The sequence below is a fragment of the Sphingomonas faeni genome, assembly GCF_024273235.1.
In the GTDB taxonomy this organism is placed as follows: domain Bacteria; phylum Pseudomonadota; class Alphaproteobacteria; order Sphingomonadales; family Sphingomonadaceae; genus Sphingomonas; species Sphingomonas faeni_A.
In genome coordinates this window covers 1-18389 of record NZ_JANBVH010000011.1, presented here as the reverse complement: position 1 = coordinate 18389, position 18389 = coordinate 1, and the positions used below count along the sequence as shown (strand labels likewise).

Annotated in this window: 14 protein-coding genes; 10 read left to right on the top strand and 4 right to left on the bottom strand. The window is 67.4% G+C overall.

What is annotated here, in order from left to right; all coding sequences use genetic code 11:
- Window positions 1-357: 357 nt before the first annotated feature.
- The gene (locus NLI89_RS07840; RefSeq protein WP_254686521.1) at window positions 358-1392 is read left to right on the top strand and encodes a L,D-transpeptidase; all 1035 of its coding nucleotides are present in this window, start codon (window positions 358-360) and stop codon (window positions 1390-1392) included.
- Window positions 1389-4097: a cation-translocating P-type ATPase gene (locus tag NLI89_RS07835; RefSeq protein WP_254686520.1), complete on the top strand. Its 2709-nt coding sequence runs from the start codon at window positions 1389-1391 to the stop codon at window positions 4095-4097. Before NLI89_RS07840 ends, NLI89_RS07835 begins: the two co-directional genes overlap by 4 nt.
- On the opposite strand, the gene NLI89_RS07830 is transcribed toward NLI89_RS07835, so the two are convergent.
- The gene (locus tag NLI89_RS07830; RefSeq protein ID WP_254686519.1) at window positions 4089-4658 is read right to left on the bottom strand and encodes a GNAT family N-acetyltransferase; all 570 of its coding nucleotides are present in this window, start codon (window positions 4656-4658) and stop codon (window positions 4089-4091) included. The genes NLI89_RS07835 and NLI89_RS07830 overlap by 9 nt on opposite strands.
- A 239-nt stretch (window positions 4659-4897) precedes the next feature.
- Here NLI89_RS07830 and NLI89_RS07825 point away from each other — a divergent pair, with 239 nt between their 5' ends.
- The 5 genes from NLI89_RS07825 (at window position 4898) to NLI89_RS07805 (ending at window position 8729) form a co-directional block, all read left to right on the top strand.
- Window positions 4898-5479, top strand: a complete 582-nt coding sequence (locus NLI89_RS07825) for a hypothetical protein (protein WP_254686518.1) — start codon at window positions 4898-4900, stop codon at window positions 5477-5479.
- 65 nt (window positions 5480-5544) lie between these two features.
- On the top strand, window positions 5545-6981 hold the full coding sequence (locus NLI89_RS07820; protein WP_254686517.1) for an ATPase domain-containing protein: 1437 nt from the start codon (window positions 5545-5547) through the stop codon (window positions 6979-6981).
- Window positions 6978-8027 carry a sensor histidine kinase gene (locus NLI89_RS21865; protein WP_254686516.1) on the top strand — a complete coding sequence of 350 codons (1050 nt, stop codon included), beginning with the start codon at window positions 6978-6980 and terminating at the stop codon, window positions 8025-8027. The genes NLI89_RS07820 and NLI89_RS21865 overlap by 4 nt, the downstream gene beginning before the upstream one ends.
- A gap of 55 nt (window positions 8028-8082) precedes the next feature.
- Complete coding sequence (locus NLI89_RS07810) at window positions 8083-8448, top strand: response regulator (protein ID WP_254686515.1); 366 nt, start codon at window positions 8083-8085, stop codon at window positions 8446-8448.
- Window positions 8449-8456: 8 nt separating this feature from the next.
- On the top strand, window positions 8457-8729 hold the full coding sequence (locus NLI89_RS07805; RefSeq protein ID WP_254686514.1) for a DUF3253 domain-containing protein: 273 nt from the start codon (window positions 8457-8459) through the stop codon (window positions 8727-8729).
- A 60-nt stretch (window positions 8730-8789) separates the two neighbouring features.
- Here the strand turns inward: NLI89_RS07805 and NLI89_RS07800 are convergent, their stop codons facing one another.
- On the bottom strand, window positions 8790-9410 hold the full coding sequence (locus NLI89_RS07800; RefSeq protein ID WP_254686513.1) for a TetR/AcrR family transcriptional regulator: 621 nt from the start codon (window positions 9408-9410) through the stop codon (window positions 8790-8792).
- Between the two features lie 85 nt (window positions 9411-9495).
- Here NLI89_RS07800 and NLI89_RS07795 point away from each other — a divergent pair, with 85 nt between their 5' ends.
- The 3 genes from NLI89_RS07795 to NLI89_RS07785 are packed head-to-tail and all read left to right on the top strand — an operon-like array spanning window position 9496 to window position 13717.
- Entirely contained in the window at window positions 9496-10929 is a 1434-nt protein-coding gene (locus tag NLI89_RS07795) for an efflux transporter outer membrane subunit (protein ID WP_254686512.1), read from the top strand.
- Window positions 10929-12131, top strand: a complete 1203-nt coding sequence (locus NLI89_RS07790) for an HlyD family efflux transporter periplasmic adaptor subunit (protein ID WP_254686511.1) — start codon at window positions 10929-10931, stop codon at window positions 12129-12131. The genes NLI89_RS07795 and NLI89_RS07790 overlap by 1 nt, the downstream gene beginning before the upstream one ends.
- Window positions 12132-12142: 11 nt before the next feature.
- Window positions 12143-13717 carry a DHA2 family efflux MFS transporter permease subunit gene (locus tag NLI89_RS07785; protein ID WP_254686510.1) on the top strand — a complete coding sequence of 525 codons (1575 nt, stop codon included), beginning with the start codon at window positions 12143-12145 and terminating at the stop codon, window positions 13715-13717.
- A gap of 30 nt (window positions 13718-13747) precedes the next feature.
- Here the strand turns inward: NLI89_RS07785 and NLI89_RS07780 are convergent, their stop codons facing one another.
- Both NLI89_RS07780 and NLI89_RS07775 read right to left on the bottom strand, forming a co-directional pair.
- Complete coding sequence (locus tag NLI89_RS07780) at window positions 13748-16768, bottom strand: ligand-binding sensor domain-containing diguanylate cyclase (protein WP_254686509.1); 3021 nt, start codon at window positions 16766-16768, stop codon at window positions 13748-13750.
- Between the two features lie 279 nt (window positions 16769-17047).
- A complete protein-coding gene (locus tag NLI89_RS07775) occupies window positions 17048-18310 on the bottom strand; it encodes an IS701 family transposase (protein WP_254686508.1) in 1263 nt (420 codons plus the stop codon).
- Between the last annotated feature and the right edge of the window lie 79 nt (window positions 18311-18389).

Sequence of the window (18389 nt, the reverse complement as noted above, 5' to 3'; positions counted from 1 at the left end):
ACCGGACCGATCAACGCGTCCGGCGAGGACAAAAATAATTTTGGGCCCGCGAGCGTCAAGATTTCCGCATGAAATTTTTTTGGATCGGGTGTTGCCGGCCTCGACGGGAAACCCTGCGTAATTCCCGACGGTGATGCACGATCGGGCCGAACGCTAGGATGACGCCAGCCTTTCGCCCCCGACCATCGGGCTCCGATCATCGGGGCTTTCGCGGCAGGCCTCATCACCGGGAACACCAGGCATGACGACGACTCCAATCGCGGACACGGCGACCTCGTCGAGGCCGATCCTCCACCTCGTCGCGCTATCGTCGCATGCACTCGGCAGCGTGCCCGATCATAGGCCCCGCAAACGATCGTGGAGCTACCCACGTTCGTCACGCCCGGCGCGTCACGCGGCCATTCCGGCGTGAGGATATCGCTGGCCCTCGCAGTGCTGACGATGTCATCTCTGCCGCTCTCGATCGACGCAGTCGCGCAGACACCGCCCGTCGCCAGCAGCGATGGCAGGATCGAAGCGCTCAAGCCCGGCGAATATCTCTGGGCGCCGGAGATCGCACCGGCTGGCCCGGTCACGATCATCGTCAGCCTGAAGGCGCAAAAGGCCTATGCCTACCGCAACGGCGTGGCGATCGGCGTTTCGACGGTGTCGACCGGAACTAAGGGCCATGCGACCCCGACCGGCGTCTTTACCGTCCTCCAGAAGGACGCGGACCATGTGTCCAACATCTACGACGACGCGCCGATGCCGTTCATGCAGCGGCTGACATGGGGCGGGATCGCGATGCATGGCGGCAACCTGCCCGGCTACCCCGCGTCGCATGGCTGTATCCGGCTGCCGATCGCGTTCGCCAAGTTGTTGTTCGGCATCACGCGGATGGGCATCACGGTCGTCATCACGCAGGATGCGCTGGTCCCCGTCGTCGTGGCGACGCCCTCCGTTCTCCAGCCAGGCCCCACGACCGACGACGTCCCGGCCTCGCCCGATGCCAGCGTCTGGAGCCCCACGCGCTCGCCCACGGGGCCGGTCTCGATCGTGATCAGCGGGCGCGATCGGCGGATCGTGGTCCTGCGCAACGGCATCGAGATCGGATCGAGCACGATCGCCATCGATGGTCCGATCGAGCGGACCGCGGCGTTCACGCTCCAGTCGATCGATGCAACCGGCGAGCATTGGCTTCGCCTGCCGCTGCCCGGCGATCCGCCCCCCAGCGCCACGCAGGCGGCGGAACTGACGCCGGCGGACCGCGCCAAGGGGCATCTGCCCGACGGGTTCCGCGCCCAGCTCGCGACCGTGCTGACCCCGGGCACGACCCTGTTGGTGACACGCGAGACGCTTGCCAGCGCCGGCACGGGCACTGCGGTCACGCTCATAGAGGCAGGCGGTTCATGAACGTCGAACGCCCGTTCGATACGCGCCCGCTCGACAGGCCGTTGCAGCGTGAGCCCCGAGAACGATCCGCGACTGAACCCGTCACGGCATGGCATTCCCTGTCGACCACTGACGTCGAGGCCCGGCTCGGCACCACCGACGCCGGGCTGGCGCCGATGGAGGCCGCGGCCCGGCTCGTCCGCGATGGCCCGAATGCGCTCGCGCCGCCGCCTGCGCCGTCGTTGCCGCTGCTGTTCCTGCGACAGTTCAACAGTCCGCTGATCTACCTCCTGATCGCGGCGGCGGCGATTTCGCTCGCGCTGGGGCACCGGACCGACGCCGGGTTCATCGGAGTCGTCCTCGTCGTCAACGCGATCATCGGCACCGTGCAGGAAGGCAAGGCGGTGCAGAGCCTCGCTGCGCTGCGCCGGATGATCGGTCAGACCGCGACGGTGCGCCGCGGCGGCGCAGTGTCGATCGTCGATGCGCGCGATGTGGTCGTCGGCGATATCGTCGTGCTGGAAAGCGGGATGGCAGTCCCGGCCGACATCCGGCTCTCGTCGAGTACCACCCTGCGCGTCGATCAATCGACGTTCAGCGGCGAATCGGTGGCGGTCGCCAAGACCGAGACGGCGCACCTAGTCGCGAACACGCCGCCCGGCGACCGCGTGACGATGCTGCTGGCCGGTACCATGATCGAGCAGGGCCGCGGCGTCGGTATCGTCGTGGCGACCGGTGCCGACACCGCGCTCGGGGCGATCGATGCGTCGCTCCGGGATGCGACCCCGACTCCGCCGCCACTCGTCCTTCGGCTCGATCGTCTCGCGCGGCAGATCAGTATCGCGACGATCGCGCTGATCGTGCCGTTCGCCATCGTCCTGTTCGTTCAGGGGCGTCCGGGGGACCAGATCCTGCTGCTCGCGGTCGCGCTGGCGGTGTCGGCGATACCCGAGGGGCTGTCGATCGCGGTCACCGTCGCGCTGGCGGCGGGTACGCGGCGGATGGCGGCGCGCAAGGTCATCGTCCGGTCGCTGCCGGCGGTCGAGGGGCTCGGCGCGTGCACGATCATCGCCAGCGACAAGACCGGCACGCTGACCCGCAACATCCTGTCGGTCGAGCGGATCCTGCTGGCCGATGGCACCGTGTTCGATCGCGCGGACTGGCCGACCCATGCTGCCGAACTTGCTGCGCCTCGGCATGCCGCGGCGCTGTGCAACGAGGCGTCGATCGGGCCGGACGGCGTGGCGATCGGCGATACCGTCGATACCGCGCTGCTCGGGTTTGCCGGCGATGGCGGGGCCGACCTGGCGGCGCTCCAGGCCCTAGTCCGGTGCGCCGCGCTTCCTTACGAACCCGCGAACAAATTCTCGAGCGTGGCGGTCGACGAAGGAGAGGGCGTGCGCGTCTTCGCCAAGGGGGCGCCCGAGGTCGTCCGGGAGATGTGCCGTCCGGTCGCTCCGTCGGTCATCGACGCGGCGATCGCGATGGCCGGCAAGGGCTACCGCGTCATCGCCGTCGCCGCGTCCGACGGATCGGCGGCGGCAGCGGACGCGCTGGCGCCGCGCGATCTCGTGCTGCTCGGCTGGATCGGGCTGATAGACCCGGTCCGTCCCGAGGTGCCCGCGGCGATCGCGCGTTGTGCGGAGGCGGGGATCGGCGTTCGCATGGTCACGGGGGATCATCCCGGTACCGCCTTGACGATCGCGCGCGGTCTCGGGCTCGACGTGCGCGACGACCAAGTGGTCACCGGCACGCAGATGAGCGATCTGGCCGACCAGCCGGGGGCGCTTTCCGCGCTGGTGCTCGACGGACGCGTGTTCGCGCGGATCGAACCGGTGCAGAAGCTGGAGATCGTCCGGATCCTGGCGGCCAGCGGCGAACTGGTCGCGGTGACGGGCGACGGGGTCAACGACGCCCCCGCGCTGCAGGCCGCGCATATCGGCGTGGCGATGGGAATGGCAGGCACCGACGTCGCGCGCGGTGCGGCGGATCTGGTGCTGGCCGACGACAATTTCGCCTCGATCGTCGCGGGGGTCGAGGAAGGCCGGATCACCTATGCCAATGTGCGCCGGATCGTCATCATCCTGCTGGCCACCGGCATCGCCGAGATCGGCATGTTCCTGGGTGCGGTCGCGTTCGGGCTGCCGATGCCGCTGACCGCGGTGCAGCTGCTGTGGCTGAACCTGGTCACCAACGGCGCGCAGGACGTGATGCTCGGCTTCGGTCGCGGCGAAGGCGACGAACTGCGCCAGCCACCCCGCCGGCCGGGCGAACCGCTGCTCGATGGCAGTGCGATCGCGTTGATGGTGCCGCCCGCGCTGATGATGACCGGGCTGGCGCTGTTCCTGGTGCACGGCATGCACGGCGACGGTCGCCCGGTCGCCGAGATCCAGAATGCGGTATTGCTGATGACGGTGCTGTTCCAGAACGTCTATGTGCTGTGCATGCGAAGCGAGCGCCGCTCGATCCTGCGCGAGCCGGTCTTCTCGAACCCCTGGCTGCTGCTCGGCATCGGCATCGCGATCACGCTGCAACTGCTGGCGATGGCTTGGCAACCCTTGGGCGGGGTCCTCGGGACGGCGCTGGTCTCGAGGGAGACATTGTGGTTCTGCCTTGCCGCCACCGCCGCGACAATAGTCGTGACGGAGCTGACCAAGCAGGTCGTTGCCCGCTGGCAGCGCGGCGCCCGATCGGTGCCGCCGATCGGACGCGCCGGATCACGCTAGCGTCATGCGCAGCACCACGACCGTAGAGTCGCCGGGACAGGCCGATGCCGTCCAGCCGCGCTCGCGCTCCAGTTCGATCGCCGCGTGATTGTCGCGGCTCTCGATCGACTCGAGCGTCTTGATCCCCTTGGCGACGGCAAACCGCGCGACGTGATCGAGCAGCGTCCAGCTGATGCCCCTCCGCTTGAAATCGGTGCGGATCGCGATGGCGACTTCGGCGTGCGTCATCGTCGCATCCGCGGCCAGCATCGCGGTGGCGAGGATCGTGCCGGTCCCGGCGTCGATCGCGAGGAAATTCTCGGTGCGCTCGTGATCGACGCCGACCAGCGCCTGCAACTGGTCGTGACCGACCTTCTGGACCGCGCTCAGGAACCGGAAGCGCAGATCCTCCTTGTCGACATGCGTGAAGAAGTCCGACAGCGCCGGTTCGTCGGCCGGTGCCGCCGGGCGTACATGGAAGGCGTAACCGGTTCGCGTGACGAGTTCGCCGCTCCAGTCGGTAGCGGGCGCGACCGAGGCTGGTTTCAGGTCTTTCGTCCGTTCGGGCATGAGGTCGGCCATCTTGATTTCCTTCGGCATAGCGACCCGCCGGCACGATGCGAGGCGGCAGCGCCGGACTAGCGGCAACCCGCGTCCTCCCGCAGCGTCGGAAAACACCTAGCATCGCGGTGAACGGAACTCCCCCCGCGACCGCGGCGATCACCGTAGTTTCCGAGGCTATCGAGCAGCGCCAACGCCGCGATACGGAACCGGACGCACCCGCCCACCGACACCGCCGCGATATCAGGAGAAAACGTCGCATGACCCAGCGGATGCAGGATCTCGCGCATGAGATCGTTCGCCTCCAGACCGAACTCGACCGCGAGATAGAGGGGCGGCGGCGGGCGCTCGGCGTCGAGATCGCCGGCAGGATCGTGGGGTTCGAACGCGGCGTCCTCGATGCACAACGCCAGCTTCGGGTTTCTGTCCGGCGCTTCGTCGCGCAGTCGGAGCTAGCCTCATGGCTGACCGCGCCGGTGATCTATTCGCTGATCGTGCCGCTGCTGATCGTCGATCTGTGGGTCAGCCTGTACCAGGCGATATGTTTTCGCGCCTATGGCATCACGCGCGTCAGGCGATCGGACTTCATCCTCTTCGATCGCCGGCATCTCGCCTATCTGAACCGGGTCGAGGCGCTCAACTGCATGTTCTGCTCCTATGCCAACGGCCTGATCGGCTTCGTTCGCGAGGTCAGCAGCCGAACCGAGCAATATTGGTGCCCGATCAAGCACGCGCTGCGCGTCGACGATCCGCTCCACCGCTATTACGAGTTCCTCGAATATGGCGATGCCGACGGCTATCGGACGCGACTGGCCGAGTTTCGCGATCGCCTGCGTGCGTGATCCCGACGCTCACTGGTCGCGCCCGGCATTTTATGGCAGTCAGCGCGCGACTGCCGGAGATCGTCGTGACCAAGCGTAAAATTGCCAAGCCCGTCGCGACAGGTGTCGCTGGCCTCGACGAAATCCTGCGGGGCGGACTGCCGCCTTCGAACCTGTACATGCTGCAAGGTGCGCCCGGTGCGGGCAAGACGACGGCGGCGTTGCAGTTCCTGCGTGCGGGCGTCGAGGCCGGCGAGCGCTGCATCTATGTCAGCCTGTCGCAGACCGCAGCCGAGCTGGAATCGATCGCGGTGTCGCACGGCTGGACGATGGACGGAATCCGCGTCGAGGAACTCTCGGCCTCCGACGCGGTCAATGGCGCCGCGGACCAGACGATCTTCCAGACCGCCGAACTGCGTCTCGACGAGACCCGGCAGGCGATCGAGAAGGCGATCGAGGAGCATAAGCCGAGCCGCCTGGTCTATGACTCGCTGCTCGAAATCCGCCTGATCACCGGCGATACGCCACGCTTCCGGCGCGAGCTGATCGGCTTCAAGGCGTTCCTCGCCAAGCGCAACGTCGTCGCGCTGCTGCTCGATACGCAGAACGGCGAAGCGATGAACGGCGAAGAGGTCGAGGGGATCGCGCACGGCGTGATCCGGTTCGACAAGACGCTCGAGGATTACGGCGCGGTACGGCGGCGGATCGAGGTCAGCAAGATGCGCGGTGTGCCGATCGCCGACGGCTATCACGACATGGCGATCCGCGAAGGGCAGGGCGTCGTCGTATTCCCGCGGATCATCCCCGGCGACGCGTCCGATGTCGAAAAGCCCGAGCTGATCAAATCGGGCGTCGAGACGCTCGATGCGATGTTCGGCGGGGGGCAGGAATCGGGCACCACGACGCTGGTGATCGGCCAGTCCGGCACCGGCAAGTCGACGATGGCCTCGCTCTACGCCACGGCGGCGCTGAAGCGCGGCGAGAACGTCGCGCTGTTCCTGTTCGAGGAGCGGCTCGAGACGTTCTTCCGCCGGTCGGAAGGGCTCGGCATGGACCTGCGCAAGTTCCACAAGGACGGCGCGCTGGTCATCAAGGACTTCAATCCCAACGAGATTTCGCCCGGCGAGTTCGCGCAGGTCGTCCAGACCATCGTCAAGACGGACAAGACCCGCGTCGTCGTCATCGACAGCTTCACCGGGTATCTCAACTCGCTGCCGCAGCGCGACAAGGCGGTCCGCGATATCCAGTCGTTGCTGAAATACCTGGCGCGCTCGGGTGTCCTGACCATGTTGATCGTCGCGCAGCATGGCCTGCTCGGCCAGAATGTCGGGATCGACGTCGATGTGAGCTTCCTCGGCGATACGGTGCTGCTGTTGCGGATCGCCGAGCATGAGGGGCGCCTGCGCCGCAACATCACGGTGGTGAAGAAACGGCACGGGCCGCACGACCTGTTCGTGCATGAACTGATGATCCAGGGATCGGGAATTTCCGTGGTGCCGTATAATCCTCTTCCGGAATCGTGAGCGCACTCGATCCGATCGATCATACCACGCTGGACCATGTGCTGGTCCTGGCGCCCTATCGGCGTGATGCCGACTATCTGAAGCAGTTGTTCGTCGAGCACGACATCCCCGTCGACGTGTGCATCGATGTCGCAGAGATTCCCGACTATCTGGCGAGATCCCCCGGCGTGCTGGTCGCCACGCACGAGGCGCTGACGCCGGTTATCCTGAAGGACGTCGCCGGCCATCTGGCGTCGCAACCGAGCTGGTCGGAAATGCCGATCGTCGTGCTGCTGGATCGGACGTCGAACCAGATCCGCGTCCGCACCGAACTCGCCCGCGTTTGGCCGCGCGCACGGCAGCTCTTCTACCAGCGCCCGGTCACGCCGGTCGAGCTGATCAGCGGTGTCCAGTCGGCGATGCTGGCGCGGTTGCGGCAGCGCGACGTGCGCGATCATATCGAGCGCGAGATCGAACTGCGCCGCGAACTCAACCACCGCGTGAAGAACATTCTCGCCAGCGTCGCCTCGATCTTCGAGATGACGCATCGCGGCGCCAACACGCTGGCCGAGTTCGCCGACGATTTCCGGGGGCGGCTGGATGCGTTGTCGCGGGTTCATTCCGCGGTCTTCCACGCCGCCGACGAGGAGGTCTCGATCGCCGAGATCGTCGACCTGACGTTCGATCCGTACCAACTCCAGGGACAGAGCCGCGTCGTGACCGGTGGCCCGGCGGTCATGTTGACGCGCGAGGCCGGGACGACGCTCGCGCTGTGTCTCCACGAACTGGCGACCAACGCGATCAAATATGGGGGCCTTTCGACCCCCGAAGGCCGTGTGTCGTTCGAATGGACCTTGTCGGAGGACGATCCGGCCATGCTGTCGATCCTGTGGATCGAGCAGGGCGGTCCGCCGGTCGTCGAACCTTCGCGCACCGGCTATGGAACCCGCTATCTCCGGGCCGCGCTCGGCAGCCTGTTCGGCAGCAAGCCGGTCATGACCTTCGCACCCGCCGGCCTCCGATGCGAGGTTTCCGGACGTGTTTCTCGGTTGTCGCGCAACCCCTGATGCCCGACGGCGTTGGGCGCTCATGCCCGAAAGCTCGATATCTCCGGACACGCGATTGCGTGTCCTGTGCCTTGAAGACAATCCGCTGATCGTGTTCCACCTGGAACAGCTGATCGAAGACCTCGGCCATGAGTTCGCCGGCTCGTTCGAGAGCTTCGCGGATCTGAAGGCGGATGCGTCCCTCGACCGGATCGATTGCGCGCTCGTCGATATCGATCTCGCCGACGGGCCGACGGGTCCGGCCGCCGCCCGCTGGCTCTCGTCGAAGGGCATCCCCTGCATTTTCGTCACCGGTCAGGAACAGGTCGCCGCGCGGCATCCGGACGTGGCGGTCGATACGGTCGTGAAGCCGATCACCCCGGCCGCACTCGCCGCGGCCCTGACGCTTCTTGCCAACGCAAAGCGGCCTTCTTCGGATTAGGGCGACGGATGGCCGATTCAGCTTCGGAAGCACGAACGGCGACCCTGGCTCTGCTCGCCACGCGCGCGCCCGGCGCGACGATATGCCCCAGCGAGGTAGCGCGCGTGTTGGCCGACGCCGGCGCCCCCAGCGAGAAGACCGATTGGCGTGACATGATGCCGACCGTCCATGCAGCGATCGATGCGTTGCTGGCGAGCGGCGAGGTCCACCTCAGTTGGAAGGGCGAAGTGCTCCCCTCGCGCTCGGGACCATATCGCATCAACCGCGGCCCGGCCGCCTGACAAGCGAAGTTCGATGATAGATGGCGCTCCCGCCCACATTCGCAGACGGCAAAAATACGGTCAGGGGGCGTAGGCGCGGCTGAACAGGTTCAGCGCCTCGATCGCGTGGTCGCCGACATCCTCGACCCGCGCCCCGTCGACGACGCCCCACAGCCTCAGGCTCTGCTGGACCTGGGACAGCTGGATGAGGCTCATCGCCGCCTGTACCGGATCGGCGCTACGCAGGACCCCGGCGTCCATCTGCGTGCGGATATAGGCGGACAGCTGTTCCAGCACGACCTGAGGCCCGCGCGTGTAGAAGATGCGGCCGATCTCGGGAAACCGGCCGGCTTCGCCGATGATCAGGCGGTGCAGGCGGATACTGTCGGGTTGCAGCAACTTCATCAGGAACCGCTCCGCGAAATCGAGCAGCGTCGTGTAGCAGTCGCGCCCCGGACGCAGCGCCTCCCTGACGTTCTGGCGAAAGCTGGCCGTCACGTCGTCGATGACCGCGGTGAACAGGTCTTCCTTGGACGGGAAATAGGCCCAGAGCGTACCCTTGGATCCACCGAGCTTGGTCGCGATCGTCGACATCGACGTGGCCGCATAGCCGTGCTCGAGAAAGGCATCGCGGGCGGCGGATACGATCGCGGCGTGGCGTACTTCCCGGTTCTGGTCGCGACGTGTCTTGGGCTCGATCATCGTCGTACTATAGAGTACGCTTTTCGATTGACAAGGCGAGGGCGCAGGACCATTGGCCCGCCGTACCCAGGAGTACGGTAATCCAATGAGACTGATTTCGCTCGCCGGTTGCGCAGGCATCGCGGTGGCACTGGCGGGTTGCGCGGCGCCCGATCTGGGGCCGCGTCCCGAACTGTCCGCCCCCAGTGCCTATGCCTCACGCGACAGCCTTGCGGTCGCGAGCGACGCCGCGTGGCCGGCTGCGCAGTGGTGGCGGGGTTACGGCGATCCGCAACTCGATGCGCTGATCGGTGAAGCCCTGGCCGGATCGCCCGACATCGCGATCGCCGCGGCGCGCGTGCGCACGGCCCAGGGCGCGGTGCAACAGGCGGGGGCCGCCAACCTGCCGACGCTCGACGCCGAAGCGTCCGCGGGGCTCAACAAGCAGAGCTACAACAACGGTATCCCGGCCGCGTTCGTACCGCGCGGGTGGAACGATACCGGCCGGCTGGCGCTGAACGCGGGCCTCGATCTCGACCTGTTCGGGCGCAACCGGGCGTCGCTCGTGGCGGCGACCTCGGATGCCGAGGCCGCGCGGCTGGACGGCGAGCAGGCGGCGCTCACCCTCGCGACCGATATCGCCGCGCGCTATGCGGATCTGGCGCGGCTCTATGCCGAGCAGGACGTGCTCCAGCGCGCGATCGACGTGCGGACCATGACCCAGAAGCTGGTGGCGGACCGAGTCGCGATCGGCCTCGATACGCAGGCCGAACTGAAGCAGGCACGCTCGGCGGTGCCGGCGTCGCGTGTCGACCTCGCGGCGAACGCGGAACAGATCGCGCTGACCAAGAACGGTATCGCCGCACTGCTCGGCGCCGGGCCCGATCGGGCGCGGTCGATCACCCGCCCGTCCGCGCCGGTACTCACGACCGAGCTTCCGGCGGACGCGGGGATCGCGCTGATCGGTCGGCGACCCGATATCGCGGCGGCGCGCGCGCGTGCCGAGGCGGCAGCAAGCCGGATCAAGGTCGCGCGGGCAGACTTCTACCCCAATATCAGCCTGTCGGGATTGATCGGACTGCAATCGCTCGGGCTCGACTATCTGTTCAAGGGCGGGTCGAGCTTCGGCAGCGTCGGTCCGGCGGTCAGCCTGCCGATCTTCCGTGGCGGCGCCCTGCAAGGCCAATACCGCCAGGCGCGCGGGCGATATGACGAGGCGGTCGCGACCTATGACCGCACGCTGGTCGGCGCGCTGCGCGAGGTCGCGGACGCCGTGACCAGCCGGAACCAGGTCGCCGCGCAGATGATCGACGCGCGCGCCTCTCTGGCCGATGCGGAGGGCGCCTATACGGTGGCGCAGTTGCGGTATCGCGGCGGGCTGTCGACCTTCCTCAACGTGCTGAGCGCCGAACAGGCCGTGCTGACCGCGCGGCGCTCGCTCGCGGACATCGACGCACGCAGGTTCGCGCTCGACGTCCAACTGGTCCGCGCGCTCGGCGGCGGCTTCCAACCTAATCTTCAGACACGTGGGACACGATGATGGCTACCCCATCCAACGACAGCGATCAGGCGCGTTCACCCGAAGCCTCTTCGCACGAGGCGCCTTCGCACGGGGCCCCTTCGCCCGAAACCAAGGTCGATACCGCCAATCCAGGCAAGCGGAAGCGGCTGTTGCTGATCTTCGCCGCCGTGGTGATCGTCGTCGCGGCAGCCTATTTCCTCTACGATACGCTGGTCCTGTCGAAGCGCGTGACGACCGACAACGCCTATGTCGCGGCGGAGACCGCCCAGGTCATGCCGCTGGTCAGCGGGCAGGTGATCGACGTCACCGTCAGCGATACGCAGAACGTCAAGCGCGGGCAGGTGTTGATGCGGCTCGACGATGCCGATCAGCAGATCGCGGTGGCACAGGCCGAGGCTGACCTTGCCGCGGCGGAACGGCGCTATAGCCAGACCGCGGCGACCGGCGATGCGCTTCAGGCGCAGGCCAATGCCCGCAGTGCCGAAATCGGCACCGCCCGCGCGCAGCTTCTGTTGGCGCAGGGCAATCTTGAACGCGCGCAGATCGACTATCAGCGTCGCCAGGCACTGGTCCAGGCCGGCGCGGTTTCGGGCGACGAGGTGACGGCGGCGACCAACGCGCTCCGCACCGCGCGCGCCAATGTCGCGATCGCCCAGGCGGGTATCGCGCAGGCTACCGCAACGCGCGTCTCGGCGTTGCAGGACCGCGCCGCCAATACTGCGCTGACCCGCGGCACGACTCAGGCGACCGCCCCCGAAGTGCTCGCCGCACGTGCGAAGCGGCGCCAGGCGAAGCTCGATCTGTCGCGCACGGTGATCCGCGCGCCGATCGACGGCGTCATCTCCCAGCGCAACGTCCAGATCGGCCAGCGGCTCGCGCCCGGCACCGCGGCGATGATGATCGTCCCGGTCGACAAGCTGTATGTCGATGCGAACTACAAGGAAGGCCAGCTGCAGGGCGTGCGCGTCGGCCAGCGGGCCACGCTGACGTCGGACCTGCACGGCGACGACGTCGTGTATCATGGCCGGGTGGTCGGGCTCGCAGGCGGAACGGGAGCGTCGTCCGCGCTGATCCCGGCGCAGAACGCGACCGGCAACTGGATCAAGGTGGTGCAGCGCCTGCCGGTGCGGATCGCGCTCGATCCGCGCGAGCTGCGCGATCATCCGCTGCGGGTCGGGCTGTCGATGGACGCCGAGATCGACATTTCGGGCGATCGGTAGGATTTCGTCAGATGGCCTCCGCCACATCCTCACCTGATACGTCCGCACCTGATACGGCCGGCTCCGAGACGTCGGCGCCGACGCTGACCGGCACGCGCCTGCTGCTGGCGGGCTTCGTGCTGGCGCTGACCAACTTCATGGTCGTCCTCGACACGACCATCGCCAACGTCTCCGTGCCGCACATCTCGGGTGGCCTAGGCGTGTCGGCGACTCAGGGGACGTGGGTCGTCACCTCCTATTCGGTGGCGGAGGCGATCTGCGTGCCGCTGACCGGGTGGCTGGTCCGGCGCTTCGGGACGATCCGCGTGTTCATGACCGCGATGATCGGCTTTGCGCTGTTCTCCGCGCTGTGCGGGCTGGCGTCGTCGCTCGGCGCGATGGTCGCGTTCCGCATCGGGCAGGGGTTTTGCGGCGGGCCGCTGATGCCGCTGACGCAGACCCTGCTGCTCACCATCTTCCCGCCCAAACAGCGCGCGGCGGCGATGGGCGCCTGGGCGATGACGACCGTGACCGCGCCGATCCTCGGCCCGATCCTGGGCGGCGTTATCAGCGACAGCTGGTCGTGGCCGTGGATCTTCTACATCAACCTGCCGATCGCGATCTTCTGCGTCATCGGCGTTTTCACGCTGCTCCGCAAATCCGAGACCAAGACGGAGATCGTGCCGATCGACCGCGTCGGCCTGGTCCTCATGATCGTGTGGATCGCCGCGTTGCAGGTGATGCTCGATCTCGGCCGCGAGCATGACTGGCTGGGCTCCAGCTTCATCGTCGGTTGCGCGATCGTCGCCGCGATCGGTTTCGTCACCTTCCTGATCTGGGAGCTGACGGCGGGCAATCCGATCGTCGACCTGCGCGTGTTCCGTCACCGTGGCTTCACCGTCGCGGTCACCGCGCTCGCGTTCAGTTTCGGCACCTTCTTCGCGTCCGTCGTGATCATCCCGCAATGGCTGCAATCGACGATGGGCTATACCGCCACCGACGCGGGCTTCGTCACCGCGTTCAACGGCGTGCTGGCGGTCGTCTTCTCGCCGATCGTGGCCAAGCTCAGCACCAAGGTCGATCCGCGCGCATTAGTGTGTTTCGGAATCTGCTGGCTCGGGCTGACCTCGATCCTGCGCACCTTCTGGTTCAGTGGCGCGGACTTCTGGATCCTCGCCGCACCGCAGCTGGTGCAAGGGCTCGGCATGCCGTTCTTCTTCATCCCGCTCACGATCATCGCGCTGGGTGCGGTCGATCCCGAGGAGACCGCGTCGGCCGCCGGCATCATGAGCTTCCTGCGCACGCTGGCGGCGGCGATCGGCACGTCGATCGGCAGCACCCTGTGGCAGAACGGTGCGCAGCGCAGCCGCGCCGAACTCACCAACGTCCTCAACAATGGCGACCAGGTGATCGCCAACGCGGTGCAGCACGGCATGACCGCGGAGCAGGGCCGCGGGTTGATCGAGCGGATGGTCGACCAGGAAAGCTATGCGTTGGCGACGACCCATCTGTTCGCGCTGGCGGCGCTGGTGTTCTTCCTCTCCGCGGCGATCATCTGGCTGGCGCCGCGTCCAGCGAGACCGGTCGATACGTCCGCGGCGCACTAGGGCTCGTCACTAGCCTCGGCGTGGACCGGGTCAGGCGCAGAGCTTGACCTGGTTCCGCCCCGCATCCTTGGCCGCGTACAGCGCCGCGTCGGCACGCGCATAGAGTTCGTCATAGTCTTCGCCGGCGCGCAACTGGGCCACGCCGAAGCTGGCGGTGACACGGATGTCGCCGCCCTCCACCGGCACCTCCAGCTCGCTGAGCGCCTGTCGCAGCTGGTCGGCGTGGAGGCGCGCGCCCTGTGCGGCGGTGTTCGGCATCAGCAGCGCGAACTCCTCGCCGCCGATCCGACCGAGCAGGTCCGCCGCGCGGCCATGATGGCGGAGCACGTGTCCGGCGGCCGCCAGCACGGCATCGCCGCCGGGATGCCCCCAGGTGTCGTTCACGCGCTTGAAATTGTCGAGATCGAGCACCGTCAGGCTGAGCGGCAGGTCGTGTCGGGCCGCGAACACTATCATCTCGTTGGCGCGATCGAGAAGGTGGCGGCGATTGGCGCAGCCGGTCAGCATGTCGATCTGCGCCAGTTCGGTCAGCCGGTCGTTGGCGGCGCTGAGATCGGCGGTCCGGTTCGCGATCTGGCGCTCCAGCTCGCGCTGCCGCCGGCGGAGATGCGCCGTCCACCCGCGAAGCAGCGCCACGATCGCCAGCGCGAGCAACGCCATCAGCGCGATCCGGAACCACAGGCGCTGGTACGAGGCCGGCAGCACGCTGATCCGCAACGCCAGCGCGCGCTCCGTCCATTGGCCGTCGCGGTTGGTGCCGCGCAGCCGCAGCGTGTAATCGCCCGGCGGCAGGTTCGTGTAGGCCGCCAGCCGCCGGCTGGGGTCGGTATCCGTCCAGTGCTCGTCGAACCCCTCGAGCTTGTAGGAAAAGCTGTTCTGCTCAGGCGCGGTGAAGTCGAGCGCGGAAAACTCGACGGCCAGGCTGTTCGTATCGGGCGTGATGACGATCTGCGCCGGCACGGAGGTATCGTTGTACGGCCCGACCGGAACGGATGCCCCGCCGATGCGCAGGTCGGTGACCATGATCCGCGGTGCGAACCGCCAGACGGGCGGCGTGCCGGGCCGGATCACGGTCAAGCCGTCCTTGGCGCCGAGCAACGCTTCGCCGGCCGCGGTCGCACCGTGCGCACCGACGAAATAATCCCGCAGGACGCCGCCATCGGCGCGTCTCACCGCGCGGATCTCCAGCGTCCTCGGATCGATCCGGGCCAGGCCATCGTCGGTGCCCGCCCAGAGCGTTCCGGAGCCATCGAGCGACAGGCTGTCGACGTTGAGGTGCGGCAGGCCGTCGGCCAGTCCGAACCGCCGGAAGCGCAGCCGGCCGCGCGCGTCGCGCCCCGTCGTCACCGCAAGGCCGCCGCCGAACGTGCCGACCCACAACCGTCCCGTGCGATCCAGCTGCAACGCCGCCACGAACCCGGCGGGCAGGGCGTGTGGATCGCTCTGGTCGCCGGGTATCGCCTCGATCCTGCGGCTGCCGAGATCGATCCGGTTGAGCCCGTCGCGCGTCCCCGCCCACATGTCGCGGCCCCTCCCGCGGAGCAGGGTGTTGACGTCGGGGTTGCTCAGCGCCGCGGTATCCGATGGCGAGAAGACGATCCTGTGTACCGCGCGCACGGTCGCGCCGGGTACGATGCCCCACACGCCGTCATATTCGCCGCCGACCCACAAGATCCCCGCATCGTAGAGCAGCGCGTTGATCGGCAGGCGCGGATCGCGACCCTTCACGGTGATCAGCCGGACCGATCGGCCCGACAGATCCGCCACGTACAGGCCGCGTCGCGTGCCGATATAGACCCGGTTGCCGCTGCCCTCCGTCATCGCGAACACGGTGTCGCGGGGCAGCGACCGATCGAGGCGCGTACGGCTGGGTCTCAGCGCTGCGATGCGGCCCCGCATGGGATCGATCACGTCGACGCCGCCGTCGAGATAGCCGAGCCAGACATGGCCGTCGCGTGTCGCCAGGATCGATACGACGTCGCTGCCGCTGAGGCCGCCCGGTCGCTGTTGCGTGCCGAAGACCGTCGTGATCTGCCCTGAATCGCGCGGGTGATAGCTGAGCCCACCCGTGCCGCCGACCCACATCGATCCGGCATCGTCGCGCAACAGCGTCCAGACGTCGTCATGGGCGAGGCTGGTCGGCACGGTGCGGTCGTGCAGGATGCGGGTCGCGACTTCAGTGGACGTGTCGACGGAGACGATGCCCGAACTGCGCAGCGTGGCCCAGATCTCGTGCGGCCCGGCCACGCCGATCGCGGAGACCGAGCTCGGCGGCAAGTGCGCCGCGACGCCGATCGGCCGGGGGACCGCGCCGCGCCGGTCGATCACGAACAGGCCGTTGCGAACGGTGCCGATCCACAGGCGACCGTCCGCGCCTTCGAACAGCGCCGATACGCCGAGCATGCTGCCGCCCAGCGGCACCGCGGCGAATGCGGACCCTTTGGGCGACCGCCGCGCAAACCCGGCTGCGGTGCCGACCCAGAGCGCGCCCGATCGATCGCGCAGTACCGCCTGCGTCCGGCCTTCGGGATATCCGAGCATGCCGGCTCGCACGATGCTCACTACCTTCGCATCGGCATTCAGGTGGCGAAGCCCGTCGTCGGTCCCGACCCAGAGACCGCCGCCGCCATCGTCGACGATCGCGCCGATGTGGATCTGGCCCGGTTTCAGGGCCAGCGATATCGGATCGAAGCGGTCGTGCAGCGCGTCGTACCGCGCCAGTCGGCCGGATGTCGTGCCGACCCAGAGCCGTCCGGCGGAATCGACGTGCAGCGTCTGGATCCAGTTGTCGGGCAGGCTGCCCGGCACGGACGGATCGGCCTCATACCCCTTGAACCGATACCCGTCCCACCGCGTCAGCCCGCCCTGCGTGCCGATCCAGATGAACCCGTCGCGCCCCTGCGCCAGCGCGGTCGCGACAGGATGCGGCATCCCCTGGTCACGATCGTAATTCCGGAACACGGTCGAGGCGAGGCTGGCCCAGCGATCGGCGGCACGCGCGGGCGCTGTGGCGAGTCCCGGCAGTCCTGCGCAGGCGAGTACGGCGACCAACCCGAGGACGAACCACGTGGCCCGGAGCGATCGCCTCGGCCCGCCGGCTCGGTCGACACCGATCGATGGGGTTCGAAGGAACGACCGCGCACCGATATCTTGTCGACCGACCCGATGAAACATCATTGCGCTGTCATAACGAGCCAATGCTTAACAAATAAGCCGTATAACGTTAAACATGACTGAAGCTAGCACTACTTTGGCAGAATTGGTTCGTCTGCGGTCGCCAGCCGCTTATGACAGTGCGGGCACTGCGTGGGTGGCGGTCTTGCCAGCTGGTCAATGATTGCTTGTCGAATGGCAGGCAGGGTCGGTTGCGGGGGCGGTCCGCCGACTCTTTTTTTTCCGCCCCGCCGCCTTGAGGCGGCGGGATTGCAGGAAGGCGTAGGCGAGCATCGTCATCAAGGCATGCCTGTGCAATCCAGGCCATGACCGACCCTCGAAATGGTCGAGCCCGAGTTCCTCTTTTAGTTGCTGGTGGGCCTGCTCGCAGACCCATCGCGCCTTGATGGTAGCGGCAAGCTGGCGCAGCGGCGTATCGGGCGGGAGATTGGACACATAGTATTTGCGCTCGCCACTTGAACGGCGTTCGCCAACCAGCCAGACCTCCTCCCCAGGCATGGCCTGAACGCGGTTGTCGGCCATACGATGGCGGTGGCCCTCGGCGATCCGAACGCGCCGAGCGGCGAACAGGCAGGTGAGCCGCCCCTTGGTGCCGCGGCGCCATGCGACCTTTCGCCACGCCTCGCTGGCCAGGATGTCCGCAACCGATACCGGTGCCTGGTCGGGGATATGGTATTTGCGCGGCCTTCCGCCGCGTGCTGCTGGGAAGGTCAGTTCGACATCGGCCGCGTAGACGGTTTGGCGGGACGACAGACCAACCGCCCAAGACAGTCCTCGCTCGCTCAGCGCCTGACGGAACGCCGCTCCTGAGCCGTACCCCGCATCGGCCAGCACGCATCCGAAGCGGGCGCCTGCGGCCATGACCCGGTCGATCTCCGCCATGGCGATGTCGGGTTTGCTCATCACCACTTGCCGCTCCGTCGGCACCCGAGCGCGTTTCATCCGCGCCAGATCGTCTGTCCAGCTTTCAGGCAGGAACAAGCGGAGCCCAACCATCACCGGGACCTCGCGCGATGCCAGTGTTATCGAGACCAGCGACTGGCAGTTCGCCGTTTTGCCCTGCGACGATGCATATTGCGGTGCCACACCCACCGAATTGCGCCCCTTCTTCGGTAGGGCAGTGTCGTCGATGACGAGGTAGCCTTTTGCATCGCCAACAAGCCGGTCCGCCTCAGCCAGCAACCTGGTCTCGAACGGCGCGGTGTCCCATGTCCCGTTCGCGATGAAATGATGAAGCTGATCGTAGCCGACATCGTCCGTCCGCGCCGCCAGCGGCTGGATACTCTTGCGGTCGCCCGGGCCGATCAAGCCGGCAATGTACGCCGGACACATCCGCCGTTGCGCCGGGTGCGTCAGTTCCGCGAGAAACGGCGCCAGCCACGTCTCCAGATCCTCTCGCCAGCTATCGCTCGACACCATCGCGCACCGTCCCGGTCAGCCTTCATGCCACCGGAATCAACGACGATTCCACCGGGTTCCTTCAATCTGCCAAAGTAGT

Excerpts from the sequence above, each read along its gene's own strand:
- NLI89_RS07835 (WP_254686520.1), top strand. The coding sequence starts at position 1,389 with ATGAACGTCGAACGCCCGTTCGATACGCGCCCGCTCGACAGGCCGTTG.
- NLI89_RS07830 (WP_254686519.1), bottom strand. The coding sequence starts at position 4,658 with ATGGCCGACCTCATGCCCGAACGGACGAAAGACCTGAAACCAGCCTCG.
- NLI89_RS07825 (WP_254686518.1), top strand. The coding sequence starts at position 4,898 with ATGACCCAGCGGATGCAGGATCTCGCGCATGAGATCGTTCGCCTCCAG.
- NLI89_RS07805 (WP_254686514.1), top strand. The coding sequence starts at position 8,457 with ATGGCCGATTCAGCTTCGGAAGCACGAACGGCGACCCTGGCTCTGCTC.
- NLI89_RS07800 (WP_254686513.1), bottom strand. The coding sequence starts at position 9,410 with ATGATCGAGCCCAAGACACGTCGCGACCAGAACCGGGAAGTACGCCAC.
- NLI89_RS07795 (WP_254686512.1), top strand. The coding sequence starts at position 9,496 with ATGAGACTGATTTCGCTCGCCGGTTGCGCAGGCATCGCGGTGGCACTG.
- NLI89_RS07790 (WP_254686511.1), top strand. The coding sequence starts at position 10,929 with ATGGCTACCCCATCCAACGACAGCGATCAGGCGCGTTCACCCGAAGCC.
- NLI89_RS07785 (WP_254686510.1), top strand. The coding sequence starts at position 12,143 with ATGGCCTCCGCCACATCCTCACCTGATACGTCCGCACCTGATACGGCC.
- NLI89_RS07775 (WP_254686508.1), bottom strand. The coding sequence starts at position 18,310 with ATGGTGTCGAGCGATAGCTGGCGAGAGGATCTGGAGACGTGGCTGGCG.